Origin of the sequence: Shewanella baltica (assembly GCF_900456975.1) — a bacterium.
Lineage (GTDB): Bacteria > Pseudomonadota > Gammaproteobacteria > Enterobacterales > Shewanellaceae > Shewanella > Shewanella baltica.
Window position 1 is genome coordinate 4,600,562 of sequence record NZ_UGYM01000002.1, and the last position, 26,114, is coordinate 4,626,675.

Here is a 26,114-nt window from a genome sequence, read left to right on the forward strand (position 1 = left end):
AGATGAGGCATATGAACCAATTTAATACAGTAAAAAAGCAGGCCCCTAAGGCCGTACTGATCTTGAGTAGCTTGCTCATTAGTACGCCTTGGTTGAGCCATGCCCAGCTGACTAACACACAAGAGCCCACGGCGACCGAAGCGGCAGTAAACTCTGCAACTGCGCCTAAGAATAATCCGTTAAATCAAGTGAAAACCTACACTTGCCCTATGCATCCCGAAGTGCTCAGCCATGAGCCGGGTCGCTGCCCTAAGTGCAATATGTTTTTAGTTGAGAAACTCGATGCCGCGAACCCTGCGGCCGAGCATGCACAGCATCAAGCCGCAGATCACCAAGCCTCTGAGCATGGGCAAACCTCTGCCGCCAAAGCTGCGAGTCAGGTATTCGATACCCCAACACCTAAGGCCGACAGTTTAGTTAAAGCCCAAAATCATGTGACAACAATCAAGTACGTTTGCCCTATGCATGCCCACATTATCAGTGATGTACCCGGCACTTGCCCTATCTGCGGTATGAACTTAGAAAAGGTCGAAACGGGCGGTAATACCCAAGAAATCAACATCAATGTATCCGGCAGCATGCAGCAAGCGTTGGCGTTAAAGGTGGCCAAGGTTGAACGCGACACACTGTGGAAATTTGTCGAAACCGTCGGTCAAATCGACTATGACGAAAGCCAAATCACCCATATCCATGCCCGCGTTACTGGCTGGATTGAAAAACTGATGATCAAATCCGTGGGTGATACCGTAAAGAAAGACCAGCTGATCTACGAGATCTATTCCCCCGATTTAATCAACGCCCAGGATGACTATCTGCTCGCTATGGACACCGCCAAAGCAAACGGCCAAGGCCGCTACAAAGATTTGGTGCGCAATGCGGGCTTACGCTTATCATTCCTTGGTTTTAACGACAGGCAAATCAAACAATTAGCCGAGTCACATCAAACCCAATATAGGGTACCTTTCTACGCCAAAGAAGACGGCATAGTGAAAGCCCTCGACATTCGCGATGGCATGTATATTCAGCCGTCGACAGAAGTCATGTCTGTGGTGGATCTCTCCAAAGTCTGGGTGATTGCCGACGTCTTTGAGAACGAGCAAAGCTGGATTGCCAAAGGTCAGAAGGCCGAAATTGCCGTTCCCGCCATGAATATCAGCGGCATCGAAGGCACGATAGATTACATCTATCCTGAGCTTGATCCTGTCACTCGCAGCCTGCGAGTACGAGTAGTGCTCAACAATACCGAGGTAGATTTAAGACCTAAAACCCTCGCGAAAGTTTCGCTATTCGGTGGCCCGAATAAAGATGTGCTAGTGATCCCGCAGGAAGCTTTAATTCAAACGGGCAAAGAAAACCGCGTGATCGTCAAGCAAACCGACGACAGCTTTACCGCCAAGGCCGTAACCGTCGGCATGATGAGCCAAGGTAAGGCCGAGATTATTTCAGGCCTGAATGAAGGTGAACGAGTGGTGATTTCGGGGCAATTCTTACTCGACTCCGAGGCTAGCCTCAAGGGCAGTTTAATGCGTTTAAGCAGCGGTCATCAGCACTAGGAGCGCGTTATGTTGAAATATATTATCGAGGCGTCCATCAGGCAGCGATTTATGGTGTTGATTATCGCCATCATGATCACTGTTTGGGGCGTACAGGAGCTGCGGAAAACGCCGCTCGATGCGCTGCCGGATTTATCCGATGTGCAAGTGATCATTAAAACCCCTTATCCGGGTCAAGCGCCAAAATTGGTTGAAGAACAAGTGACTTATCCCTTGTCGACCGCCATGTTAGCCGTCCCCGGCGCCAAAACCGTGCGTGGTTATTCCATGTTCGGCGACTCTTACGTGTATGTGATTTTTGAAGATGGCACCGACATTTACTGGGCTCGCTCACGGGTGCTCGAATACCTGAGTCAGATCAGCAGCCGTTTACCGCAAAATGTGCAACCTTCCCTCGGCCCAGATGCATCTGGCGTTGGTTGGGTGTTTGAATATGCGCTGGTCGATCGCTCCGGCAATTTAGATTTATCGCAACTCAAGAGTCTGCAGGATTGGTACCTCAAGCTAGAGCTGCAAAGCGTGGCGGGTGTTTCTGAAGTCGCCACCGTTGGCGGCATGGAGCAAACCTATCAGATAGTGCTTGAGCCCGACAAAATGGCGATCTATAAGCTGGATATCGCCACCATTAAACAAGCCATTGATAAAGCCAACAGCGAAGCTGGCGGCTCAGTGATCGAGATGGCCGAAGCCGAGTACATGGTGCGCGCCAAAGGCTATCGCCAGACGCTAGAGGATTTTCGTGAAATCCCCCTTGGTATCACCAGTCCTTCTGGCACAGGTTTAACCCTCAAAGATGTTGCCACTGTGCGTAAAGGCCCAGCCTCACGCCGCGGCATAGCCGAACTCGACGGTGAAGGTGAAGTCGTTGGCGGAATTGTGGTGATGCGTTACGGCGAAAACGCCTTAGCGACAATTGATGCGGTGAAAGCAAAACTCGAAGAACTCAAAGCCGGCCTGCCCGATGGAGTTGAGATTATCCCCACCTACGACAGATCTCACTTGATCCTTAAGTCCGTCGACAACTTGTTTAGCAAGGTCGTCGAAGAAATGTTGGTGGTCGGCTTAGTCTGTTTGCTGTTTTTGCTGCATGCGCGCTCCACACTCGTGGCCGTGATCACCCTGCCGCTATCCATCCTTATCGCCTTTATCGTGATGAACAAGATGGGTGTTAACGCCAATATCATGAGCCTTGGCGGCATCGCCATTGCCATCGGCGCCGTGGTGGACGGCGCGATTGTGATGATCGAAAACTTGCACAAGCATTTAGAGCATTTTAAAGCGGATCATGATCGCGAACCCGATACGAAAGAGCATTGGCGTATCGTCACCGAAGCGTCGATTGAAGTCGGCCCTGCGTTATTTTTCTCATTGATTATTATTACCTTAAGCTTTGTGCCTGTGTTCGCACTCGAGGCGCAGGAAGGTCGATTATTCGCGCCACTGGCCTACACTAAAACCTTCGCCATGGCAGCGGCGGCATTTTTATCTATTACCTTAGTGCCGATTTTGATGGGTTACTTTATTCGCGGTAAAATCCCCAGCGAACGTAGCAATCCCATCAGCCGTTTCTTGATCGCGATTTATCAACCTTCACTAAAATTGGTGCTGAAATTCCCTAAAGTCACCCTGATGTTAGCGTTAATCGCGCTGGCCAGCGCTTGGTATCCTATGACCCGCATGGGCAGCGAGTTTATGCCCGCACTCGAAGAAGGCGATTTGCTCTACATGCCAACGGCGTTGCCCGGCATCAGTGCCAGCAAGGCCGCCGAAGTGTTACAGCAAACCGACCGTTTAATCAAAACCGTGCCCGAAGTGGCCCGCGTGTTTGGCAAAGTAGGCCGCGCCGAAACCGCGACCGATCCCGCGCCGCTGACTATGCTTGAAACCACTATCATGCTTAAACCCCATGACGAATGGCGTGAAGGCATGACCTTAGATGGCATTATTGCCCAGCTACAGCAAACCGTAAAAGTACCTGGACTCACCAATGCTTGGGTGCAACCCATCAAAACCCGAATCGACATGCTCTCGACGGGGATCAAAACCCCTGTCGGCATTAAGATCACTGGGGCCGATGTCAACGAACTGCAAAGCATTGGTACTAAGATTGAAGCTATCTTAAGCAAAGTGCCACACACCAAATCGGCCTACGCCGAACGCAGTGGCGGCGGCCGTTATATCGATATCAGTCCGAAACTGGATGTGGCCGCTCGTTACGGTATGACGTTGCAGGATATTCAAGATGTGGTGCGTTACGCCATCGGCGGTATGGATATTGGCGAATCAGTACAAGGCGCCGAACGTTATCCTATCAACCTGCGTTATCCCCGTGAGCTGCGCGACAATATTGAGAAGCTGCGCGAGCTGCCCGTGATCACTAAGTCGGGGCATTATCTGCCGCTGCGTAACTTGGCCGACATCGAAATTAACGATGGCGCGCCTATGTTAAAGAGTGAGAATGGCCGCTTAATTTCTTGGGTGTTTATCGATATCGAAGGCACCTCTATCGGTGAGTATATCGCCACCGCGAAAACGGCCTTAGATGCTGAACTCGTTGTCCCGCCCCGTTACAGCTATAGCTTTGCGGGTCAGTACGAATATATGCAAAGGGTCGATGCTAAGCTTAAACAAGTGATCCCTATGGCGTTAGCCGTGATCTTCATCCTGCTGATGATGACCTTCGGCTCCACCATTCAGGCCAGCATTATTATGCTAAGCCTCCCCTTCGCATTGGTCGGCAGCACTTGGTTGTTGTATCTGCTGGATTACAACATCTCAGTGGCCGTCGCCGTCGGTATGATTGCCTTAGCGGGTGTCGCCGCCGAGTTTGGGGTGGTGATGTTGGTGTATCTCAATAACGCCATCAAACACAGGCAAGAAAAAGATAATTATCACAGCGTCAATGACTTGAAAGAAGCCTTGATTGAAGGCGCCGTTATGCGGATCCGCCCCAAAGCGATGACAGTGGCGACCATCTTTTTCGGCCTACTGCCCATTATGTGGGGTGCGGGTTCGGGTAACGATGTGATGCAAAAAATCGCCGCACCTATGGTCGGCGGCATGGTCACAGCGCCCATACTGTCGCTGTTTGTCCTGCCCGCACTCTATCTACTGATTTACTCGCGTAAATTAAAGAAAGACGCTTAGATATTTGAAATAAAACCCCTAGCGTCCTCAAAACTCTAGGGGTTTTATTATTTAGCACTGCTCAGATTCATAAAATTCACCCGAGCCTTCTTCAGCAAAAATAGTGCTGCATCAAAATAAATTTAGGCCGAACGCAGCTTTAACTCGTCGTAATAAAGCATCCGACTCTTCACGGGCTTGCTCCGTTCCAACTTTGAGTATCGACACTAACTGAGCTTTATCAGATAAGAGTAAAGCCCGGCGCTCACGAATTGGCGCAAGCAACTCTTGTAAGCACTCCTCTAAAATAGCTTTAGTCTTACCATCACCTAAGCCGCCTTTTTGGTAATGCGATTTGAGCTCAGCCACATATTCTATGTCAGGGTGAAAAGCATCGAGATAAGTAAAAACGACATTGCCTTCGACCCGTCCCGCATCATTCACACTCAAATGCAGGGGATCGGTATACATAGCCTTAACTGCCTTTGAAATATCTTGCGCACTTGAACCTAACATTATGGTATTACCCATAGACTTAGACATTTTACCTTTGCCATCAACACTGGGTAAGCGTGATACATTACTCAATAACGGCTTACACTCTAGTAGCACCTCATCCTGTGCTATCGAATTAAGCTTCCTAACGATTTCATTCGTCTGCTCCAACATAGGCAACTGATCATCTCCCACAGGAATAAGCGTCGCACGAAAGGCGGTAATATCAGCGGCCTGACTAATGGGGTAGGTTAAAAAACCTACAGGAATGGCCCGGCCAAAGTCTTTACTGTTTATCTCACTTTTAACGGTCGGATTTCGTTCCAGTCTGGCAATAGAAACTAAGTTTGCATAGTACATAGTCAGCTCAGCCAATGCTGGAATAGCTGACTGTAAACATATAGTGGTTTTACTGGGGTCAATTCCGATAGCGAGATAATCAGCTACAACATTTAAAATATTCGATGCCACTTTCTGAGGGTTATGCCCATTGTCCGTTAGGCCTTGCATATCGGCGACAAGGATAGTTTGGTCAAACCTGTGTTGTAACTCGACTCTTTGCTTGAGCGAGCCAACATAATGGCCCAGATGTAAAGGCCCTGTCGCCCTATCGCCGGTAAGCACTTTCTCTTGAGTATTTGAGGATAAAAGCGGTTTTGATGAACTAATTTGCATGTTATATCTCCGATAAATTAACCAACCGGAGACACAATAATGGATATTCACTAGTTGCCTTCCGGCAGCTTTTGAATATAAGAATCCTAGCGCCGCTCTATAGGAATGAGCGCCACCAAGTAGTTACTAAAGTGTATGATATGAAAGACATAGAATATTTTTTCATCATTTTACCTTAACTAAATAGCTAACTCATTGCAAATATAAAAAGCAGTAAACTAGATATACTCAGTACTTCCACTGCTTTCAAAACTGTACTGAATCCAATCAAACACGCTAACAATCCCACTGTCACTAAACCAAATCTCATTAGCGAATTCGTTGAATTACCTGCAAAATGGTTTACCAGCAAGCGTCCGTTTAGCCTTGCTCTGATTAATTGCTCAAGAAGAAAGGATTCCATCACATGACCAAGCCATTTTGTTTGACCATCCGCCGGATATGGCCGCAAGCACTTTCCCTTAAAAGCCTATCGCGTACGTTACTTGCGGCGTTCGGTTTATGCGCTGCGCTAATCATTTCAGCAGTACCTGCCGTTGCCGCGCCCGCAACCGGTGAGTTCGTTGCCGATAAACGCTGTGAGCTATTTCAATCGAAAAATAAGCAGACGAATCCAGATCAATGGCAGAGCAATATTGGTGAGCGCTATCCGGTACTCGAAATCCTCGGCAACAGCGCCAAACCTGATTGGCTGCGAGTGCGCACCAACGCAGTGAAGTCTCCCATGCGGTGGATCAGTGGCGCTTGTGGTCAGTATCTTTCCAATGTTGCAGGCAGTAATGTATCGACACCTGCAACAGCGGTAGAACCCGCGCAAACCACTACAGCATCGGATATCAAAGCCAAAAGCCGAGACGGCCTTAAAGAGCATGGCACACCAGAAAAACGTCAAGGAGATCAATGCCGAATCGGCGGTGAATTTGACGCCAACGTGCTGGCATTAAGCTGGCAAAGCACCTTTTGTGAACTCTATGGCCGCCGCAAAGCCGAATGCCGCGCCCTCAGCCAAACGCCAGAATCGAGCCAGTGGCAACACTTCAGCCTGCACGGGCTGTGGCCGAATAAACAACAATGCGGCACACGTTATGGCTATTGCAGCACAGTCAAACTGCAGCCGAATGATTTCTGTACTTATCCTGAGTTTGAACTGAATCCATCGGTGCGCAAAAATTTAGAAGAAGTCATGCCAAGCGCCCAATATGGCACCTGTTTAGAACGCCACGAATGGTGGAAACACGGCACTTGCCGTAGCCAAGACCCTAACGAGTACTTTTTATTGGCAACCCAGCTGACCCAAGCCGTCAATGCCTCGGCATGGGTACAAAAATTTATTCATGACAACATAGGTAAGAGTGTCAGTAAAAGTGAGTTAAACCAAAGTTTTGATAGCAGTTTCGGTCAAGGTGCTCACGCTAAAATGAGCCTAGAATGTGGCAAGGGATTACTGAGTGAAATCCGCATTAACTTGCCCGAGGTCATTAAAGCCTCAGACTCCTTGCCTAGCCTACTCGCCAAAGCTAACAAGGCAGGCAGAGGCTCCTGCCCTGAGACAATCATGATTGATAATGCTAATTAAATATTCTAAACCCGCAAATGCTTAAGAGTGATGACGGCCCAATTCGGCCGTCAAATTCAATCACCAACGGATAGCTCGCCGCAGCAACTCGGTTTTAGACCATGTCCACAGCCCAAAAGGTAAACTGATAAATTTATTTTAAATTCAATACCATAAATACAATCCCAATAAGATATTTCGCTTCACCCCATTCACACCCTAAGGTTGCAACGAACTTACATTAAACAAAGTTTATGTTCGGCCGCATTAGCTTGTCATTGAAATAACTCACCTATACTCAAATAGTTCTCGCGATAGAGAGGCTCTATCGTATCCACCAATGCCATGGAAGACATTTTTAGCTCGGGGCAATCATGTTCTCCATAAACCAACTCGCATTAACTAAAAAACTCGCCATAGTGCCAGCGTTACTCGTGGCAATGCTTATCACTCTTGGACTCACGAGTTATTTCGCACTAACTGATATCGATAATAGAATGCGACTAGTCACTGAAGATCTTGCTCCTGAGAGTGCGATCACCAGCAACTTATTACAGGAAATTTATCGACTTCGTTTAGCAGTAAAGACCTATGTCAAAACGGGATCAGCAGAAGCCGCCACAGATTTTAGCAATCAGAGTAGTAAAGCCCACGAGATGATTGCAAAAGCTAAAGCGCACATTTCCTTCCCTGAAAGAATCAAATTCATCAATCAAATCGGCGAGCACCAAGTCGAATATGTTGACATTTTTAATCGAAAAATAATTGTTAATCAGCAAAATAGAGAAAGATTAGTTTCAGGAACGCTTGATATTAAAGGGCCTGAGGTTGAAAAAATACTATCACAAATCATGCAATCTTCCTTTAATGACGGGGATGTCAGGGGCGCATTTTATGCCGGTAAAACCTTGAGGGAACTGCTGTTAGTAAGACTCTATGTGGTGAAGTTTTTAGTCGATAATCAACCTGAACAAGCCAAAAGATTCACAGATGAACTCAACAAAACCCACCTGGCGATAGACGAGCTTGCCGCGTCACTCGAAAATCTCGAATATCAATCCCAAGTCAAACAGGCAAATCAACTCCTTAAAGAATATGAGCAAGCGGCTCAGTCCGTTGTCGAAGCCATAAATAATCGCAATACCGCTATCGTAGAGCTTGATAAGATTGGTATTGAAATGGCTGAAATGACCTCCGACTTGCAAGATAGCACGATGAAATCACTGTCTGATGCGGGCGATAAAGCGGCTCAGGAAGTCAGTCAAAAAATCACTTTCATCAGTATTATCCTGATTATCGCCATCCTTATGGCCGCCCTGATAACCTTCATTGTGACGCAAAGCCTGCTGAGCAGCATTCGTGAAGTTGTCACACTACTCAATGAAATTGCTGATGGAGAGGCCGACTTAACTCAAAGATTACCTGAAAATGGCCATGATGAATTGACTCAATTAGCCAAAAATTTCAATCGCTTCGTGGTGCGTATCCAAGTGTTAGTCTCACAAGTGAAAAACACCACAGTGCAACTGGTTAGCGCGTCGACTCAACTCAGCAGTGTCACCCATAGCGCGACCAAAGATATGAGCTCGCAGCAAAATGAGACTCAACAGGTTGCCTCCGCGATAACCGAAATGGCAGCCAGCGCCATAGAAGTGGCCGCCAGTGCTGATACTGCCAACAAGCTGTCCGAAGAAGCGCGGGAACAATCCCTCTCCGGCCGTGAAATTGTCGCTAATGCCACCCATTCGATGAAGGAATTAGCGGAAAAAGTAGAAGCTTCAGCAAACACCATAGAACTGTTAAGGAATGACAACGACAAGATAGGTGAAGTGATCGATGTAATTCGTGCGATTGCCGAACAAACCAATTTACTCGCGCTCAATGCCGCCATCGAGGCTGCGCGGGCGGGCGAGCAAGGACGCGGTTTTGCCGTGGTTGCCGATGAAGTGCGTTCACTTGCCAGCCGGACACAGGAATCGACCAAGCAAATTCAGCAGATAATTCAAACACTGCAAAACAGATCAAGCTCAGCGGCCACTATGATGGGACAAAGCCGCGAAGCCACAAGTACAACCGTGATCCAAGTGACTAAGGTTGAGGCCGCGCTATCGACGATAACGGATATGGTCATGTCAATCAGCCACTCAGTCTCACAAATGGCCCACGCCGCCGAACAACAGTCGACGGTTGTCGAAGAGATCAATATTTCGATTAACAGCGTGAGTGAAAGTGCAAATCGCACCTTAGGCGGCGTGAATCAAACAGCGAGCTCGGCGAACGACTTACTCAAGCTAGGTCATCAACTAGATAATTTAGTCAGTGAATTCAGAGTGTAATAGAAGTTTGATGAGGAGTTTAATGAAGGCTGAACAGAGAACATAATAAGCTCAGCGGCAATTTAACAACTAGGTGCGCTCTGGTGTACCTAGTTGTTGTAGACCCCATATCTTTAAACCTAGCCTCTTTAAACTTAGCCTCTAAACCTATCGCTTTAGATCGTCAGCATTAAATTCACTGCTGCGGATAATGATAACTACGGCTTACATCTGATTAAGCTTGATCACCGCAAAGGTGGCGCCTTGGGCGTCGGCTATTACAGAGAATCTGCCCACATCAGGGATATCACTGGGCGGAATGCACACTTGCGCGCCTAACGCTTGGGCTTTTTCTGCAAATGCATCGCAATCGGCTACTGCAAAATAAAGCAGCCAATGGGAAGAGATGTCGCCCCATTCGGGCATTATGGTCATCATGCCGCCGATGGATTGGCCGTCAACTTGCCACTCAGAGTATTCGATGTCCGGCATGTCGCTGGGCGAGTTAGTCCAAGGGAATATTTTGCAGTAAAAGGCTTCTTCAGCGCGTGGTTCTTTACATGCCAGCTCAACCCAGCAAAGGGTATTGAGTTCACCCTGACGGCGAGCACCGATATGATTCTTCGCTTGCCACAGCGCAAAACGTGCGCCTTGTGGATCGCTCACCTGCGCCATCACGCCCGCGTCAGCCACAATATGCGGCCCCATGTGCACTTGGCCGCCCGCATCTTGAATCGCTGCAATGCTGGCATCCATATCATCAACGGCAAAGTAGACACGCCAATGGCTAGGGATCTGCGACTCTGACTCGGGGATTTGGTACATGGCACCTAAATCATCTCCCGCTAAATTGAATAGCGAAAAATGACCTTCTGGGATTGGCATGTCAACTGAATCCCAACCAAATAACGCTTGGTAGAATGTCTTAGCAGCTTGCCAATCGTGGCTTGCGAGTTCAACCCAACATGCATGTCCTTGTGCGTACTGAGTAATTTTCATCATTTGCTCCTTCGTTTTTACAATCATTCGAGTTAAGTCTGAGTTCGTACTTCTGTCCAGTGTCGGGATAAAAAAGATCTGCAGAATTAAAACTCAATCGCCAAATACAAAAAAGCCCTCACGCAGAGGGCTTAAATCATCGAAAAAAATTAGGAATATTGCGGCAGTAAATTTGCCATCGCGAGCAGATGACAAGCACCCGTGACTATGCCAAATAACACCACAAGAATAATCAGCGGCGTACCGCCTATCACTCTAAAACCTGTGCTGTCGGGGAATAACTGCCGTGATTTATAGGCCATCAGCGCCGGGACGATTACCGCCCACACTGTCGCCGCTAATGCCGCAAAGCCAATCGCCACCAAGAAGCCGTCGGGGAACAGTAATCCTAAAATCGTCGGCGGCACAAAGGTCACTAACGCGGTTTTCATCCGGCCCGAGCGCGAATCGTCAAAACCAAACAAGTCGGCGAGATAATCGAACAGACCTAAGGTCACCCCTAAGAAAGATGAAGCCACGGCCAAGTTAGCAAACAGCGTTAACATACTGTTCAACCAGCTACTCGCCATCACCTCGGACAAAGCGCCCACCAAGACGCCCATATTGCCGCCTTGGGCAATAATATCGATAAACTGGCTGCGGGGAATATTGCCCATAGTCGCCACTAACCAACAGGCATAAATCACCAGCGCGATAAAGGTGCCGACGAAAATCGCCTTGATAATGGTGGCGGAATCTTTGCCGTAATACTTCACTAAGCTGGGAACGTTACCATGGTAACCAAAGCTGGCAAGACCAAAGGGCAACGCCGCCCACAAATAAGGTGAAAAGCTGCTATTACCATCGGGTTCGAGCAACTTAGTCACATCGATTTCGATCAGTAAATTGCCGATAGCAAGGAAGAAGGTAATGATCATACCGCCGAGCATAATCGTGGTAATGCGATCCACGGCCTTAGTGCTGATCAACACTATGCTCGCCAATACTATGGCAAACACCAGCCCTGCCACACTTTGCGGCAACTCAATTCCCATGCCCTGCAAGCTGTGATTCACAATCGAACCACCGCCGCTGATATAGGCATAGGTCAAAATATACAGCACGAACGCGATAGAAACGCCGTTCACTATCCGCCAAAACTGCCCTAAAGTTTGCTTGCTTAAAGTATCGAAGCTGGCACCGGGTTCGAAATGCAAATTGGTTTCGAGCAACAATAAGCCCGACATCAACATGCAAAACCAAATGCCCAATAACATTAAAATCGAATAGCCAAACCACATACCTGCACCGACCACGGGCAGAGAAAACATCCCTGCGCCTACGGTCGTGCCGGCAATAATCATGGCGCCGCCGAGCAAGGACTTACCTGCGGGCTTATGCTTAGCCGCATTCATATGATTTGCCATTAAACTGTATGCTCCGCGGTGACACTCGCCACTATCGTTTGTTTCACTGACGGACGTAATAAGCTATTGGCTTGATCTCGTATGCGATTGATATTGGACTTATCTTGGTTATCCGCTAGATAGCCCAATTCTTTGAGCTTAACACTCAAGGTGCCGTAAAGTTTCTTATCGTAGAACTCAGGCGCGGTAATGCCATGCAAAGCGCCTAAACGCTGGGCGAGTAGATGACTCTCAGACTCAAGTTCTGAGCGCTCCATCTTAGGCCTGTTCGCTAACAGATTGAAAATAATGGCATAGCGTTGCAGAGTCTCGCTTACTGAACTGGCTAACAATAATAGTTGGCTAGTGTGCTCAGGCACGACGGTTAAGGTATCAGTCTCAACCACTAACCCTTGTTCAATGAAGAAATCCAGCACTTGATTGACATAGGCAGGTACATCCTTAATGCCCATGAAGAGTTCGGCTTTCAGCAGTGGATAAAAATCGGCAACGATTGACACCACTTGCTGACGCGGGATCTGCTCATTATGCGTTAAACAACTCGCAATTAATGACGGTACAATAAATAAGTGGATGATATTGTTACGATAGTAAGTCATGGACACAGCCTGACTCGCCTCGATAGACACGATTTCACCTAAAGGATCGGCACAAACAACAAACTTATTCAGCTCTAAACCTTGCTGCACTAAATGCTTACCATCACCTTCGGCAACCGAAGTATAAGTAGTGTAAGGCACTTTTTTGAGTAGGGTCAGATACAGATCAAGCTGACGTTCCAGCAGACTGCGCTCTAAGGCATTTTGATCTGTGGCCAGCAACACTAAACTCGTCAAGGTCACCGAACTCGCCGCCGCCGCATCGTTAATATTCGTCATCACTCGATTTGCCAGCACGTTTACCGCTGGCGTTAACCAGCTTGGTTTTTGCTCAGGATCATCGGCCAACTCAGTACGCCAGTTTGGCGCGCGCTCATTTAAGAAGTTTTGCAGAGTAATCGGCTCGCCAAAGTTCACATAACCTTGGCCGAAATTACCAAGTTTGCGAATCGCACCAAACACCTGCCACACAGATTCTTTTTTCTTTTTCTTACCACTTAACTCTTTATGGTAAGTCGCCACTTCCATCACATGGTCATAGCCTAAATACACAGGCACTAGTGTGACTGGACGCTCGATACCGCGCAGCACGCTGTTCATCGTCATAGCAATCATGCCGGTTTTTGGCGCCAATAGACGACCGGTACGTGAGCGGCCGCCTTCGGAGAAATATTCCACCGAATAACCTTTCGCAAACAGTTGATCTAAATACTCACGGAATACTGCGGTATACAGCTTGTTGCCATTAAAACTACGGCGGATAAAGAAGGCACCACCGCGACGGAACATAGGTCCAGCGGGCCAGAAGTTGAGGTTAATACCGGCTGCAATGTGCGGCGGAACCATGCCTTGATAATACAAAATATACGATAACAGCAGGTAATCCATGTGGCTGCGATGGCAAGGCACATAGACAATCTCGTGGCCATCATGGTGCAACTGGCGAACTTGCTCGGCGCCTTTAATGTTGATCCCGCTGTAAAGCTTGTTCCACAACCAAGTTAAGAAACGCTCAGCAATACGCACTAAGCTATCTGAGTAATCTGCAGCGATTTCATCAAGGTACTCAATAGCCGTCTCGCGCGCTTGGGTCTCAGAAATCTTTTTGTTGGCCGCTTCTTCTTGAATCGCTTTACGCAACGACTCAGATTTGAGCAGCGAATGAAACAGTGCTTGGCGATTTGGCAGCACAGGCCCTGTCATCACCTTACGTTGACGACGGAAATGCACCCGCGCGACCCGCGCTAATTTATGGGCAATCCCCATGTCAGTGCCGTGTTCGTCTGCCATGTATCGCAGGGATACCGCATTTGAAAACTGTACGAAATTATGTCGACCTAAAAACAAAATCATCAAGCACTTGCGCAGCCAAGTCGGGTTTTCCCGCTCAAACACAGCCGCCTTCATAGTGTCGTCTTCTTTCCCTGGCGTGCGGCCCCAATACAGGCTCACAGGCACCAGTTGAATGTCTAATTCAGGGCGTTCCTTATGCACGGCCAACAAACGCATAAAGCATTCGAGGAAAGGCTCGTTACCGGCACGCTCGCCAAACAGCGGCTTACGCCCTTGAAGGCAGACAACCCGAGGCGCAATCACACCATTTGCCACTAAAGGCTCATAGGGGCTCGGTAGTCCTAACTTAGCCGTTATTTCGCTCAGAGCAGCGATGTCACTCAGCGATTCCGTTTTCATCACATAAGCAAGGGGTCTGGAGGCATCCAGATTAAGATCGGCAAAGGGATCCTGAGGCACAACAATAGTGTGCACTAAGTGTTTTTGGATCCAGCGTAATGATTTCAACCAAAGAGAGTCGTGTTTAGGCATTATTCTTATGCAATTAAGTACGTTTACTAGCCCGGTAGAATACCAGACTATGGGTAATATTCGCTAATTCTCTCCAACATAGCTAAAAAGTGGTTAATACTTGCGCTGCAAATAATACTGTATATACTAACAGTAACTGTATAGAAAAACAGGAAACACCATGAGACCTTTGACGCCACGCCAAGCTGAAATTTTAGAGCTAATTAAACGAAATATTGCCGATACTGGCATGCCACCCACTCGGGCAGAAATCGCGACCCGTTTAGGTTTTAAGAGCGCCAATGCGGCTGAAGAGCATCTTAAAGCGTTGGCGAAAAAGGGCTGCATTGAGATCATGCCAGGCACATCGCGGGGCATTCGTCTGACTGCGGAAGTCGAAGAAGTAACTGAAACAGGTTTACCGCTTATCGGTCAAGTAGCCGCTGGCGAACCTATTCTCGCCCAAGAACATGTTGAACAGTACTACCAAGTCGACCCCAGCATGTTCCATCCCGCCGCCGATTTTTTACTGCGGGTTAAAGGCGACAGCATGAAGAATATTGGCATTCTCGAAGGAGATTTGCTGGCAGTTCATAAAGTACAACAAGCTAGAAATGGTCAAGTGGTTGTCGCTAGAGTCGACGACGATGTCACTGTTAAACGTTTCGAAAAAAAAGGTAATGTGGTCTATCTACACGCCGAAAATGAAGACTATTCACCGATTAAAGTGGATTTAGGCTATCAAAGTTTAACAATTGAAGGACTCGCCGTCGGTGTGATCCGTAATGGAGATTGGCTATGAACAAACTACTTGGCAATGCACCCCGCCATCCGGGCTTGTGGCTCGATGAAGTACGTGATGCCGACTATGACTGGCACCATGCACCTATCGCCTGCATGCCAACTAAGACTCAAGGTCGCCAAGAATTAATCCATCTGAGCGCGCAACTCGCCCAGTTAAGCCAACAGGGCCGTTGGTTAGTGCTCATCAACCCGCCGAGTATTGGCTACAAACAAATGCTCGCCAACGCTGGCGTGCGTATGGATAGAGTCTTGCTGGTGCACGCGAAAGATGAAGTGGAAACCCTGTGGGCGATGGAAAAAGCCTTAACAAGTGGTACGTCCAGTGCGGTTATTACTTGGACCCAATCATTGGATGCACGCGATAATCGTCGCCTGCAAATTGTCGCTAAAAGTGCCCGCGCCATGGGCATAGTGCTAGAAGACGTAAACAGTCACTTACATGGCGACGTACGCATTGAGCAAGGTAGCCTCTTCGGCCAACAATCTTTTTTTAGCGCTGTGCATTAAATATTCATTTAATTTTTTACCTTGAAAGCCGCCTCGCCTATGAATGTGAGGCTTTTTTTTGGCAATTTTTCAGACAATTAGATAAATAAGTGATCTTGATCAATATTTAAACAGCAAGTATGGTTGGTTTAGTCGGCGATGATATATCGCCGCACGTGGCAAATAAATCGAGCCGTTATCGCGTTCAAAATGCCACTAAAAATAGAGAACAGATTTATTTCAGTCGTATGTGCCAGCGTGGCTAATACCAGCAGTAATAATACTTAATTAAAAGTAACAGCCGCCAACGCACGTTGAAGTCAAAAAAGCTTTTTTGGGAACTGAAGAGTTTGCATAGAGTTGAGACTTACTGTGTTGCTCTTCTTTGTAGTTGCTATTCGCAATTGGCAGAGGAGAAGTCTTGTGAAGCAATTGTTGTATTGTTTACTCGTGGTGTTATTCGCACCACCGTTGGCCGCCGCGGACATGCGGTTCAACATGACCCCTGGCGTAACCGAGATCAGTGGCAAGGTTTATCACTTGCACATGACCATCTTGTATATCTGCTGCGCCATTGGCCTTGTGGTCTTTGGCGTGATGATTTACGCCATGATCAACCACAGAAAATCCAAAGGCGCTGTCGCGTCCCACTTTCACGAAAGCACTAAAGTTGAAATCGCTTGGACGATTCTGCCATTTATCATTTTGATCTTAATGGCGATTCCTGCGACAAAAACCTTAATTGCGATGGAAGATCCCAGCGACGCCGATCTGACCGTTAAAGTCACGGGTTCCCAATGGAAATGGCATTACAGCTATTTCGATCAAGACATTGATTTTTACAGCATACTCGCAACCCCTAGAGCACAAATCGACGGTACCGAAACCAAGGGTGAACACTACCTATTGGAGGTCGATAAGCCACTCGTTCTGCCGATAAATCGCAAAATCCGCTTTTTGATGACCTCTGAAGATGTCATCCATTCATGGTGGGTACCTGCTTTTGCCGTGAAGAAAGATGCCAACCCAGGATTTATCAATGAGGCTTGGACTCGCATAGACAAACCCGGTATTTACCGTGGTCAGTGCGCCGAACTTTGCGGTAAAGATCATGGTTTTATGCCGATCGTAGTGCAAGCCTTACCCGAAGCCGAGTTTGAAGCCTGGGTTACAGAGCAAAAACAAGCCGCAGGTGCGGCGGCAGAAGCCGCTCAAGCCGCTTTATCACAGACCCTTAGCAAAGAGGATCTGATGGCCCAAGGTGAGCAAGTCTACCTCGGGCACTGCGCAGCCTGCCACCAGCCCAATGGCGAGGGTTTACAAGGCGTATTCCCACACCTCAAAGGCAGCCCGATAGCAACAGGGCCGCTCAGCGGCCACCTTGAAATTGTGCTCAACGGTAAAACAGGGACGGCCATGCAAGCCTTTGGCAAGCAATTGACTGCACAAGAAATTGCCGCTGTGATTACCTATGAGCGTAATGCTTGGGGCAATAATACTGGCGATGCTATGCAGGCCAAAGACGTCAACGAGCATATGAACGGCAGTGCTGGCACACAGGCACCTGCTACCACACCAGCCAACACGGCCCCAACTCCCGCACCTACAACTGAGCCCGCAGCAGTTGTCGACTCCGCAACCATAGTCGATCCGGCGAGTCTCCCCACGCTCACCCATGAGGCACTGATGGCCGAAGGTGAAACTGTCTACACCACCACTTGCGCGGCCTGCCATCAGTTAACGGGAGCTGGCATACCACCGGCCTTCCCCGCCCTCGCTGGCAGTGCTATCGCCACTGGGCCCGTCGCCAATCATCTCGATATTGTGATGCACGGCAAAACGGGCACGGCTATGCAGGCATTTGGCAAACAACTCAGCCCACAGCAACTCGCAGCAGTCATTACCTATGAGCGCAATGCTTGGGGCAACAATACCGGCGATACAGTGCAACCTGCTGATATCGCAAGCCATGGACAGTAGGGGATTATGATGAGCACAACGACTCAAGATCAAACCGCAGCCCATGATGACCATCATCATGGTGCGCCAAAGGGCATCATGCGCTGGGTGCTAACCACCAACCATAAAGACATTGGTACTTTGTATTTATGGTTCAGCTTCATTATGTTTTTAACCGGTGGTGCTATGGCCATGGTGATCCGCGCTGAACTCTTTCAGCCCGGATTACAATTGGTCGAGCCCAACTTCTTTAACCAAATGACCACAGTCCATGGGCTGATCATGGTATTCGGCGCGGTAATGCCCGCCTTTACTGGGCTAGCAAACTGGCTGATCCCTATGATGATTGGTGCGCCAGATATGGCGCTGCCACGGATGAATAACTGGAGTTTTTGGATCTTACCCTTCGCCTTTACCATCCTACTCAGCTCGCTGTTTATGGAAGGCGGCGGACCTAACTTTGGTTGGACCTTCTACGCGCCACTGTCTACCACTTATAGTCCTGACAGCACGGCACTCTTCGTGTTCTCTATTCATATCATGGGGATAAGTTCGATCATGGGTGCAATCAACGTGATTGTAACCATAGTGAATTTACGTGCGCCCGGTATGACATGGATGAAGTTGCCGCTGTTTGTGTGGACTTGGCTTATCACAGCATTCCTGCTGATCGCTGTGATGCCAGTACTTGCGGGCGCTGTGACTATGGTGCTGACCGATAAGTTTTTCGGCACTAGCTTCTTCGAAGCGGCAGGCGGCGGCGATCCTGTGATGTTCCAGCATATTTTCTGGTTCTTCGGCCACCCTGAGGTCTACATCATGATTTTGCCGTCCTTTGGCATCATCTCCGCCATAGTACCCGCCTTCAGCCGCAAACCATTATTTGGCTATGCATCAATGGTTTATGCCACTGCCAGTATTGCAATTCTGTCGTTCCTCGTGTGGGCGCACCACATGTTCACTACAGGCATGCCAGTGTTTGCCGAGCTGTTCTTCATGTATTGCACTATGTTGATTGCGGTACCAACGGGGGTGAAAGTGTTTAACTGGGTCGCGACTATGTGGCGTGGTTCACTCAGCTTCGAAACCCCTATGTTGTTCGCCGTGGCCTTTATCATACTCTTCACCATTGGCGGGTTTTCGGGGTTAATGCTCGCCATTACGCCAGCCGACTTCCAATACCACGACACCTACTTTGTGGTGGCGCATTTCCATTATGTGCTCGTGACTGGGGCGATTTTCTCCATCATGGCGGCAGCCTATTACTGGCTACCTAAGTGGACGGGGCACATGTACAACGAGCGACTGGGGCAATGGCATTTCTGGTGTTCGGTGATTTCGGTCAACGTACTGTTTTTCCCGATGCATTTCCTTGGGCTCGCAGGTATGCCAAGGCGTATCCCCGATTACTCGATTCAATTTGCCGATGTTAATCAAATCGTCTCGATTGGTGGCTTTGCCTTCGGCTTATCGCAATTGATTTTCTTAGTGTTAGTCATCAAGTGCATCCGTGGCGGCGAGAAAGCCCCCGCTAAACCTTGGGAAGGTTCCGAGGGTTTAGAGTGGACATTGCCAAGCCCAGCGCCTTACCACTCCTTCACGACACCACCTGAGGTGAAATGAAATGACGAACCATCACCAGCCAGAAAAACCTAAGTCAAATCGTAAACTGATCAGCATGCTCGTCATTGGCTGTATCGGTATGTTTGGCTTTGGGTTCGCGCTGGTGCCGCTATACGATGTGCTGTGTGAGAAGCTAGGGATTAACGGTAAAACCTCCAATACTGCCAGTAGTTATCAAGCGATAACCATAGATACTAGCCGTATTGTCACCGTGGAATTTATCTCCCAAGTGCAAACGGGTATGCCGTGGAAATTTGAGCCGCAGACCAAGCGGCTCGAAGTTCACCCCGGCGAACTGATACACACAGCATTTTTGGCACGCAATGTGTCAGACAGAGCCACGGTCGGTCAGGCGATACCTTCAATATCACCCGGCCAAGGCGCGGCATATTTTAATAAAACGGAATGTTTTTGCTTTAACCAACAGCACTTAGCGGCTTCGACAAGCGCTGAGTTGCCGCTCATTTTCTTTGTGGATCCTCAGTTACCTGAATCCATCCACACTCTGACCCTCTCTTACACCCTCTACGACATTACCGACAAGCAGTTAGCGTCTGCCATAGAGCAAGGAGCTGCAAAATGACCACAAAACATGAAAATTACTATGTTCCCGCCCAAAGTGCTTGGCCCATCATTGGCGCTATAGGATTGTTTCTAATCGCCTTGGGCGCAGGACACTTTGTCCATCAACTAAAATCGGGCGCATCAGGTGGCGGTTATATCCTGCTAGCGGGTATCGCCGTGATCCTCTTTATGCTGGTTGGCTGGTTTAGAACCGTGATCAACGAATCTATGACTGGGCTTTATTCGCACCAAATGGATAGATCCTTTCGCCAAGGCATGAGCTGGTTTATTTTTTCGGAAGTGATGTTCTTCGGCGCATTTTTTGGTGCGTTATTTTATGCCCGTATGGTCGCAGTGCCTTGGCTCGGTGGCGCCTCCAATAATGCCATGACCCACGAAGTACTCTGGCCACAATTCGAAGCCGTTTGGCCATTGCTCACTACGCCAGATGGCACCAAAACCGAAGCGATGCCGTGGAATGGCCTGCCGTTAATCAACACTATCGTGCTGCTGACCTCCTCAGTCACCTTACATTTTGCCCATGTCAGCCTAGAGAAAAACAAGCGCTCGGCCATCACACTGTGGCTCGGGATCACCATACTTTTGGGTATGGGTTTCCTTGCCTTGCAGGCCGAAGAATATATGCATGCCTACCATGAAATGGGGCTCACCCTAACCTCTGGGGTTTATGGCAACACCTTCTTCCTCTTAACTGGCTTTCACGGCATGCATGTCTCGCTTGGCACCCTGTTTTTATTAGTGTTGTTTTTCAGAGTGTTGAAGGGGCACTTTAGCGCAGATAAGCATTTTGCTTTCCAAGCTGGGAGTTGGTATTGGCACTTTGTCGATGTGGTCTGGCTGTGTTTGTTTATTTTCGTCTACGTACTTTAAGGCTTTAGTAAGGCGTGGGATTGGGGCTAATTAACCCAGTCCCTAAGGCCACCAGCAGTAACAGAATAACGAGTACCGAGAAAATCACCCGGCGACCAAGATAACGGCTCATAGGCACTTGGTTGTCACCTTTAACCATAATAAACAAGGCCCTACCTAGATTAAAAATGATGAACAGCAACAGCAGAACTAAGACCAATTTAAAAATGAATAGGGTATTCATGCAATATCCTTATGTTCTGCTGAATAAATTAACGGTTTTTTTACTGATATTGACTGTGGCTGTATTCGTGATGTTGGTCAAGTTAGGTCAATGGCAATTAGCCCGCGGCGAAGAAAAAACCATGCTGTTAGCCCAAATGGAGGCAAGACAATCCTTGCTGCCATTAAGTTTTGAGCAGCTCCAACTCAAAATCGATAAGGAAGGCGTAACAGGTTATCGACTGCATGTGCACGCCATACCCGCGAGCTCGCAAATATGGCTACTGGATAATCAAATCTATCAGGGCCAAGTGGGCTATTTAGCCTTTCAGCCCCTGCAAGTGGCAGCGGGTCAACCTTGGGTACTTGTCGAATTAGGTTTTGTCGCAGCCAGTTCCCACCGTGATGAGTTGCCCCACATCAGCCCACTTAGCGGTGAATTGAATATCGAAGGTCGGCTTTATCAAAAGCAAATCAATCCTTTGAGTCAGGCTTTAATGGCAGAAACAGGGACAAGTGTTCGCTTTCAGAATTTGAATATACCGGAAATGGCGCAGATGTTAGGCCATCCCTTGCTCGATGCAGTGCTGCAACCGGATGAGCTACCCGCCCTCGCCTTGCCACATCCTTGGCAGCCCTTCCCACTGTCGGCGCAAAAACATTGGGGTTATGCGCTGCAGTGGTTTTCGATGGCAGCCGTGTTTGCTGGGCTCATGCTGTGGCAAGGGATTAAGTATGTAAAACGCCATAGTGCCGAAACAATCGCAAACTCAAGGAGCGAATAGGGAAATTCGTACCATACTTAGCAAGACACAAATAAAAACTAAATAAATATAAAACAATAAATTAGGGATAATTTGAATGAGAGGAGCAAGCATGAACTCCCAGAATAAATCTAAACACAAAGCATTGGGCTTGTTGTTGCTGGCGTTTATCGCGCCCGTGGTGATAGCCAAGCTAGTGCTGAGCCTGAATTTATACCACGGCGGCGCCACTAATCATGGCGAGCTGATCAATCCTGAGACCAGTTATACCAGCCTTGGGGTTGAAAATCCCAATCCCAAAGAATGGCAACTGCTGTATTTACTGCCCGCCCAATGCGACGATGCTTGCCGCGAACGCCTGTATATTTTACGCCAAAGCCACACTGCTTTAGGGCCAGATCAGGCACGAGTCGAACCGCTGATCCTCACCCATCCCGACAGCGATCTCAATGCTTTAAGCGCCTTTCAGTTTAACACTCGTCCCGCTAATGCTGGCTTAAGCCATTGGCTAGATGAACAGCAGCTGCTCATAGTCGATCCCTTAGGTAGCTTAGTGCTGCGCTATCCCCAAGTGCAGGGCAGAGAAGCCCATTTAGCTCAAGGCAAGGCCTTGGTTGCGGATCTGCGTAAGTTGTTAAAACTGTCGAGGGTAGATTGATGCAGCTAACTTGGGTCCTACGCTTAACCTTAGTCTTTACCTTGTTGGTGATCTTAATGGGCGCTTACACTCGCCTATCGGATGCGGGGCTAGGCTGTCCCGATTGGCCGGGTTGCTACGGCCATATCAAGGTGCCCACCCAAGACCATGAAATCGCCCATGCACAAACCATCTTCCCCGATCATGATATCCACCCAGAAAAAGCTTGGCTGGAGATGATCCACAGATATATCGCCGGCGGACTTGGCTTACTGGTGTTATTCATCTTAGTGCTGTGTTTGAAAACGCCGGAAGCACCGAAAAAATTGCCGCTCATCATAGTGCTATTGATCCTCTTTCAAGCGGCACTCGGCATGTGGACAGTGACGATGAAACTCATGCCTATAGTGGTGATGTCGCATCTTATTGGTGGCTTCAGCCTGATTTCACTATTGTTACTCCTCTATCTGCGAACCCGACCACGGCGGATCTTTAATAGCGAAACCTATGCCCGCAATCTGGCACAGCTGGCACTGGTGAGCCTATTCGTTCTTGTAGGACAGATTATGTTGGGCGCTTGGACATCATCTAATTATGCGGCGCTCGCCTGCACCGCTTTACCCATTTGCGAAGGCAACTGGGTGGATAATTTGGCAATAGCGGAAGCTTTTTCGCCATTCCAAGGCCAACACCACAGTTTCGAATTTGGAGTGCTCGATTACCCAGCACGTATGACTATCCACATCGCCCACCGAATTGGCGCTATCGTTACCGCGAGTTTATTACTCGTGCTCGCCTATCGATTATTTGTTGGCGCTGCTGGGATGAGGGCCTTAAGTCTCTTATTGGTAGGGTTAGTGATCCTGCAAGTGAGCTTAGGTATTTCTAACGTAGTGATGCATTTACCACTCGGCATTGCCGTGTCTCACAACGGCGGGGCGGCATTACTGCTGCTGACCTTAGTCGCAATCAACTATTTTTTATGGCGCAAAGCATAAGCGAGGGATCCAAGATGGCAAAACCACTCTCAATCACCAGTAGCCTACCCACTTTCAGCGTGACATGGCGCGCCTATTTTGAAATGACCAAACCTAAAGTGGTCGCACTTATGCTGCTCACTGTCTTAGTCGGCATGTGTTTGGCCGTACCCCATGCGGTGCCCGTTCAACCTTTACTCGCTGGTATGCTGGGCATTGCCATGATGGCGGGCTCGGCGGCGGCGTTGAATCATCTGATCGATCGCCGTATCGATGGCTTAATGGCGCGCACCTACAATCGCCCGCTGCCTAAGGGACGCATTTCGGCTACGCGCGCGTTAATTTTCGCTGCCAGCTTAGGTAGCCTTGGCTTTATCGTCTTATATTCCTTGGTGAATCCACTCACGGCTTGGCTGACCTTTGCCAGCTTGATTGGTTATGCCTTGGTTTATACTGCCTATTTGAAACGCGCGACATCACAAAATATTGTGATCGGCGGCCTTGCGGGAGCCATGCCTCCCTTGCTGGGATGGACGGCAGTGACGAACGAATTTCATGGTCATGCGCTGCTGTTAGTGATCATCATTTTTACGTGGACGCCGCCACATTTTTGGGCTCTGGCCATTCACAGACGCGCCGAATATGCCAAAGTGGATATTCCTATGCTGCCGGTTACCCACGGTGTCGAGTTTACTAAAACCTGTATTCTGCTTTACACAGTATTGCTGGCGATTGCTTGCCTATTACCTGTGCTGGTTGGCATGTGTGGGCCTGTATATTTCGTCTGCTCTAGTTTGCTCAGCACCGGATTTATTTATAAAGCATGGCAACTTAAATATCGGGATCATGATGGCTTGGCGATGCAAGTGTTCCGCTTCTCTATCTATCATTTGATGTTGTTATTTATGGCATTACTGCTCGACCACTATTTGTGGAACTAGTGTATGCAACTCGTTTGTCGCGCTAACCTGTCGTTATGGAGCCAATAATGCAGAAAAGAATTTTAGTCATCGCCATATTATTGATCGGCCTTGGCGGTCTATTTGCGGTGAAATTTAATCCCCCGAAACCTATCGAGCTAGAGAGTGGTTTTTTGTTTCCGCAGGCCTATGAATTAGCGCCCTTTGAATTGGTTGATCAACATCAGCAGGCTTTTACCAACGCCAGCTTGCAGGGGAAATGGAGCTTATTCTTTATCGGTTTTACCTTTTGCCCCGACGTTTGTCCTACGACCTTAAATAAACTCGCGGCGGCTTATCCCGATCTAAACAAAATTGCGCCATTGCAGGTGGTGTTTCTATCCGTCGACCCCAAACGGGACACACCGGATAAACTCCTGACCTATGTTAATTTTTTCAATCCAGAATTTAAAGCGGTCACGGGCGAGCAGACACAAATCTTCCCGCTCACCCGCAGCTTAGGGCAGACCTATGCCATGGTCGGTGAAGGGGAAAACTACCAAGTCGACCATAGTGCGGGTTATGTGTTGGTGTCGCCGCAGGGAACGCGAGTCGCAGTGTTTAAACCTACGGCCGCGCTAGGCAAACCGCCGCAAGTGTTAAATGATGAAATGATTAGCGATTTTAGAAAAATAGTGGCTCAATACAAACCTAGTCGTTGATCACTCTTTGACCCAAGAGCCATCGTCCTTTGGCCTCACCCAAGGCTGAGAAAACCAATAGTAGCCATTTCGCGCCTTACTCGGCGCAGTGCAGTTGTAACGGGAACGACCCGCAGGTAAAGCTAAATCCGCTTGAACACTAAACTCGCTCTCACTCAACCAAGTCGGCTGTTTTGAACCTTGGCCTTGGATATAACACATCACTTGCTTAGCCGAGATATCGCTCATATCTAGGGTGACTTTAAGCTCTGGGCGCCAGTGGCCGCCCTTTAACTCAGGATCACTAGGACTCTGCGCAATCACAGGCATATTTAAACTGTATAGCTTGGCCTTAAGGCTTTTTAAATCAGCATATTGTCCAGCAACAGGGAAACGCGGCAGCGCCGTTAATGGCGAATAGGGCCCAGCGGCACCCGATTGTTGCCCCAAGGCAACAAAGCCATTCTCGGTTAACATATCCTGCAAGGCTTGATTGTACTCACCGTAGGGATAAGCCAGCATTTTGAAATTGTGCCCTGTGGCATCCAAAATGGCTTTTTCTGTGTCTAAAATATTGGCCTTTACTCGCGCTAGCCACTGCGCCTGTGATTCATTTTCTAAGGCGCGGATCAAATGTTCGTGCGCCCAACTGTGGTTAGCAATATCGGCGCCTTCCTTGGATAGCGTTATCAGCTCATCCCAAGTCATCATCTCGGTAAACTTTTGTTTAATCGGCTCAATTGCCACAAACAAGGTGTAGGGAAATCCAAATTCCTTTAGGATAGGATGCGCCGTAGTGGCTATGCTGCGATAACCATCGTCGAAGGTAATTGCGACTGTTTTCGCAGGTAAATCTTGTTTTTGCTTTATCGCTTCAACTACCTGAGAAAGCGGGATCACCTTAAAGCCATCATCGGCTAGAAACTGCATTTGCTCACGAAATTGCGCGGGCGTCACGCTTGTGGCCGCCGGAGTGGTTTCTGACACATGGTGATATTGCAGAATGACCACAGCATGGGCAGAAAACGTCATTAGCCCTATGAGTGCCAACAGCACACGTTTAACCATAATGTGAACACCTC

At 48.4% G+C, this 26,114-nt stretch carries 21 protein-coding genes; 15 read left to right on the forward strand and 6 right to left on the reverse strand.

Annotated features, from left to right (window positions below; translation table 11 throughout):
- Positions 1 to 11: 11 nt before the first annotated feature.
- Both DYH48_RS20600 and DYH48_RS20605 read left to right on the forward strand, forming a co-directional pair.
- Positions 12 to 1,553: an efflux RND transporter periplasmic adaptor subunit gene (locus DYH48_RS20600; protein WP_115335790.1), complete on the forward strand. Its 1,542-nt coding sequence runs from the start codon at positions 12 to 14 to the stop codon at positions 1,551 to 1,553.
- 9 nt (positions 1,554 to 1,562) lie between these two features.
- Positions 1,563 to 4,700, forward strand: a complete 3,138-nt coding sequence (locus DYH48_RS20605; RefSeq protein WP_115335791.1) for an efflux RND transporter permease subunit — start codon at positions 1,563 to 1,565, stop codon at positions 4,698 to 4,700.
- Positions 4,701 to 4,811: 111 nt separating this feature from the next.
- Here the strand turns inward: DYH48_RS20605 and trpS are convergent, their stop codons facing one another.
- The gene (trpS, locus tag DYH48_RS20610) at positions 4,812 to 5,849 is read right to left on the reverse strand and encodes a tryptophan--tRNA ligase (protein WP_115335792.1); all 1,038 of its coding nucleotides are present in this window, start codon (positions 5,847 to 5,849) and stop codon (positions 4,812 to 4,814) included.
- A 406-nt stretch (positions 5,850 to 6,255) separates the two neighbouring features.
- Between trpS and DYH48_RS20615 the strand changes: the two genes are divergently transcribed.
- Together DYH48_RS20615 and DYH48_RS20620 are read left to right on the forward strand one after the other, a co-directional pair.
- Positions 6,256 to 7,425, forward strand: coding sequence for a ribonuclease T2 family protein (locus tag DYH48_RS20615; RefSeq protein WP_115335793.1), 1,170 nt, complete (start codon positions 6,256 to 6,258; stop codon positions 7,423 to 7,425).
- 353 nt (positions 7,426 to 7,778) lie between these two features.
- Positions 7,779 to 9,740, forward strand: coding sequence for a methyl-accepting chemotaxis protein (locus DYH48_RS20620; RefSeq protein ID WP_115335794.1), 1,962 nt, complete (start codon positions 7,779 to 7,781; stop codon positions 9,738 to 9,740).
- A 204-nt stretch (positions 9,741 to 9,944) separates the two neighbouring features.
- Here DYH48_RS20620 and DYH48_RS20625 read toward each other — a convergent pair whose 3' ends face one another.
- From DYH48_RS20625 to plsB, 3 genes are all read right to left on the reverse strand, one after another.
- Positions 9,945 to 10,718: a VOC family protein gene (locus DYH48_RS20625; protein ID WP_115335795.1), complete on the reverse strand. Its 774-nt coding sequence runs from the start codon at positions 10,716 to 10,718 to the stop codon at positions 9,945 to 9,947.
- Between the two features lie 149 nt (positions 10,719 to 10,867).
- The gene (gene mtr / locus DYH48_RS20630) at positions 10,868 to 12,124 is read right to left on the reverse strand and encodes a tryptophan permease (RefSeq protein WP_011845445.1); all 1,257 of its coding nucleotides are present in this window, start codon (positions 12,122 to 12,124) and stop codon (positions 10,868 to 10,870) included.
- Positions 12,124 to 14,547 carry a glycerol-3-phosphate 1-O-acyltransferase PlsB gene (plsB, locus tag DYH48_RS20635; protein WP_006079610.1) on the reverse strand — a complete coding sequence of 808 codons (2,424 nt, stop codon included), beginning with the start codon at positions 14,545 to 14,547 and terminating at the stop codon, positions 12,124 to 12,126. The genes mtr and plsB overlap by 1 nt, the downstream gene beginning before the upstream one ends.
- 160 nt (positions 14,548 to 14,707) lie before the next feature.
- Here plsB and lexA point away from each other — a divergent pair, with 160 nt between their 5' ends.
- The 6 genes from lexA to DYH48_RS20665 all read left to right on the forward strand — a co-directional run bounded on the left by lexA (position 14,708) and on the right by DYH48_RS20665 (position 20,853).
- Positions 14,708 to 15,328, forward strand: coding sequence for a transcriptional repressor LexA (lexA, locus tag DYH48_RS20640; protein ID WP_006084613.1), 621 nt, complete (start codon positions 14,708 to 14,710; stop codon positions 15,326 to 15,328).
- The gene (locus DYH48_RS20645; protein WP_006079607.1) at positions 15,325 to 15,837 is read left to right on the forward strand and encodes a cell division inhibitor SulA; all 513 of its coding nucleotides are present in this window, start codon (positions 15,325 to 15,327) and stop codon (positions 15,835 to 15,837) included. The genes lexA and DYH48_RS20645 overlap by 4 nt, the downstream gene beginning before the upstream one ends.
- Positions 15,838 to 16,239: 402 nt before the next feature.
- The gene (coxB, locus tag DYH48_RS20650; protein ID WP_115335796.1) at positions 16,240 to 17,796 is read left to right on the forward strand and encodes a cytochrome c oxidase subunit II; all 1,557 of its coding nucleotides are present in this window, start codon (positions 16,240 to 16,242) and stop codon (positions 17,794 to 17,796) included.
- Positions 17,797 to 17,805: 9 nt separating this feature from the next.
- Positions 17,806 to 19,398: a cytochrome c oxidase subunit I gene (gene ctaD / locus DYH48_RS20655; protein ID WP_006084616.1), complete on the forward strand. Its 1,593-nt coding sequence runs from the start codon at positions 17,806 to 17,808 to the stop codon at positions 19,396 to 19,398.
- Position 19,399: 1 nt separating this feature from the next.
- Complete coding sequence (locus DYH48_RS20660; protein ID WP_115335797.1) at positions 19,400 to 19,981, forward strand: cytochrome c oxidase assembly protein; 582 nt, start codon at positions 19,400 to 19,402, stop codon at positions 19,979 to 19,981.
- Positions 19,978 to 20,853, forward strand: coding sequence for a cytochrome c oxidase subunit 3 (locus DYH48_RS20665; protein WP_115335798.1), 876 nt, complete (start codon positions 19,978 to 19,980; stop codon positions 20,851 to 20,853). The genes DYH48_RS20660 and DYH48_RS20665 overlap by 4 nt, the downstream gene beginning before the upstream one ends.
- 4 nt (positions 20,854 to 20,857) lie before the next feature.
- Here the strand turns inward: DYH48_RS20665 and DYH48_RS20670 are convergent, their stop codons facing one another.
- Positions 20,858 to 21,076, reverse strand: coding sequence for a DUF2909 family protein (locus DYH48_RS20670; protein WP_115335799.1), 219 nt, complete (start codon positions 21,074 to 21,076; stop codon positions 20,858 to 20,860).
- On the opposite strand from DYH48_RS20670, the gene DYH48_RS20675 reads away from it, so the two are divergent.
- From DYH48_RS20675 to DYH48_RS20695, 5 genes are all read left to right on the forward strand, one after another.
- Positions 21,075 to 21,839: an SURF1 family protein gene (locus DYH48_RS20675; protein ID WP_115335800.1), complete on the forward strand. Its 765-nt coding sequence runs from the start codon at positions 21,075 to 21,077 to the stop codon at positions 21,837 to 21,839. The two genes, DYH48_RS20670 and DYH48_RS20675, sit on opposite strands and share 2 nt — an antisense overlap.
- A gap of 91 nt (positions 21,840 to 21,930) precedes the next feature.
- Positions 21,931 to 22,476 (forward strand): redox-active disulfide-containing membrane protein, encoded by a 546-nt coding sequence (locus DYH48_RS20680; protein ID WP_115335801.1) that lies wholly within the window; start codon positions 21,931 to 21,933, stop codon positions 22,474 to 22,476.
- On the forward strand, positions 22,476 to 23,453 hold the full coding sequence (locus DYH48_RS20685; RefSeq protein WP_071940320.1) for a COX15/CtaA family protein: 978 nt from the start codon (positions 22,476 to 22,478) through the stop codon (positions 23,451 to 23,453). Before DYH48_RS20680 ends, DYH48_RS20685 begins: the two co-directional genes overlap by 1 nt.
- Positions 23,454 to 23,467: 14 nt before the next feature.
- Complete coding sequence (cyoE, locus tag DYH48_RS20690) at positions 23,468 to 24,373, forward strand: heme o synthase (protein WP_006079596.1); 906 nt, start codon at positions 23,468 to 23,470, stop codon at positions 24,371 to 24,373.
- Between the two features lie 47 nt (positions 24,374 to 24,420).
- Positions 24,421 to 25,053: an SCO family protein gene (locus tag DYH48_RS20695; RefSeq protein ID WP_115335802.1), complete on the forward strand. Its 633-nt coding sequence runs from the start codon at positions 24,421 to 24,423 to the stop codon at positions 25,051 to 25,053.
- Here DYH48_RS20695 and DYH48_RS20700 read toward each other — a convergent pair whose 3' ends face one another.
- Entirely contained in the window at positions 25,054 to 26,100 is a 1,047-nt protein-coding gene (locus tag DYH48_RS20700) for a polysaccharide deacetylase family protein (RefSeq protein WP_115335803.1), read from the reverse strand.
- Positions 26,101 to 26,114 lie beyond the last annotated feature (14 nt).

Bases quoted from the DNA above. Each gene is read 5' to 3' on its own strand.
- DYH48_RS20600 (WP_115335790.1), top strand. From the start codon at position 12: ATGAACCAATTTAATACAGTAAAAAAGCAGGCCCCTAAGGCCGTACTG.
- DYH48_RS20605 (WP_115335791.1), top strand. From the start codon at position 1,563: ATGTTGAAATATATTATCGAGGCGTCCATCAGGCAGCGATTTATGGTG.
- trpS (WP_115335792.1), bottom strand. From the start codon at position 5,849: ATGCAAATTAGTTCATCAAAACCGCTTTTATCCTCAAATACTCAAGAG.
- DYH48_RS20615 (WP_115335793.1), top strand. From the start codon at position 6,256: ATGACCAAGCCATTTTGTTTGACCATCCGCCGGATATGGCCGCAAGCA.
- DYH48_RS20620 (WP_115335794.1), top strand. From the start codon at position 7,779: ATGTTCTCCATAAACCAACTCGCATTAACTAAAAAACTCGCCATAGTG.
- DYH48_RS20625 (WP_115335795.1), bottom strand. From the start codon at position 10,718: ATGAAAATTACTCAGTACGCACAAGGACATGCATGTTGGGTTGAACTC.
- mtr (WP_011845445.1), bottom strand. From the start codon at position 12,124: ATGGCAAATCATATGAATGCGGCTAAGCATAAGCCCGCAGGTAAGTCC.
- plsB (WP_006079610.1), bottom strand. From the start codon at position 14,547: ATGCCTAAACACGACTCTCTTTGGTTGAAATCATTACGCTGGATCCAA.
- lexA (WP_006084613.1), top strand. From the start codon at position 14,708: ATGAGACCTTTGACGCCACGCCAAGCTGAAATTTTAGAGCTAATTAAA.
- DYH48_RS20645 (WP_006079607.1), top strand. From the start codon at position 15,325: ATGAACAAACTACTTGGCAATGCACCCCGCCATCCGGGCTTGTGGCTC.
- ctaD (WP_006084616.1), top strand. From the start codon at position 17,806: ATGAGCACAACGACTCAAGATCAAACCGCAGCCCATGATGACCATCAT.
- DYH48_RS20660 (WP_115335797.1), top strand. From the start codon at position 19,400: ATGACGAACCATCACCAGCCAGAAAAACCTAAGTCAAATCGTAAACTG.
- DYH48_RS20665 (WP_115335798.1), top strand. From the start codon at position 19,978: ATGACCACAAAACATGAAAATTACTATGTTCCCGCCCAAAGTGCTTGG.
- DYH48_RS20675 (WP_115335800.1), top strand. From the start codon at position 21,075: ATGCAATATCCTTATGTTCTGCTGAATAAATTAACGGTTTTTTTACTG.
- DYH48_RS20670 (WP_115335799.1), bottom strand. From the start codon at position 21,076: ATGAATACCCTATTCATTTTTAAATTGGTCTTAGTTCTGCTGTTGCTG.
- DYH48_RS20680 (WP_115335801.1), top strand. From the start codon at position 21,931: ATGAACTCCCAGAATAAATCTAAACACAAAGCATTGGGCTTGTTGTTG.
- DYH48_RS20685 (WP_071940320.1), top strand. From the start codon at position 22,476: ATGCAGCTAACTTGGGTCCTACGCTTAACCTTAGTCTTTACCTTGTTG.
- cyoE (WP_006079596.1), top strand. From the start codon at position 23,468: ATGGCAAAACCACTCTCAATCACCAGTAGCCTACCCACTTTCAGCGTG.
- DYH48_RS20695 (WP_115335802.1), top strand. From the start codon at position 24,421: ATGCAGAAAAGAATTTTAGTCATCGCCATATTATTGATCGGCCTTGGC.
- DYH48_RS20700 (WP_115335803.1), bottom strand. From the start codon at position 26,100: ATGGTTAAACGTGTGCTGTTGGCACTCATAGGGCTAATGACGTTTTCT.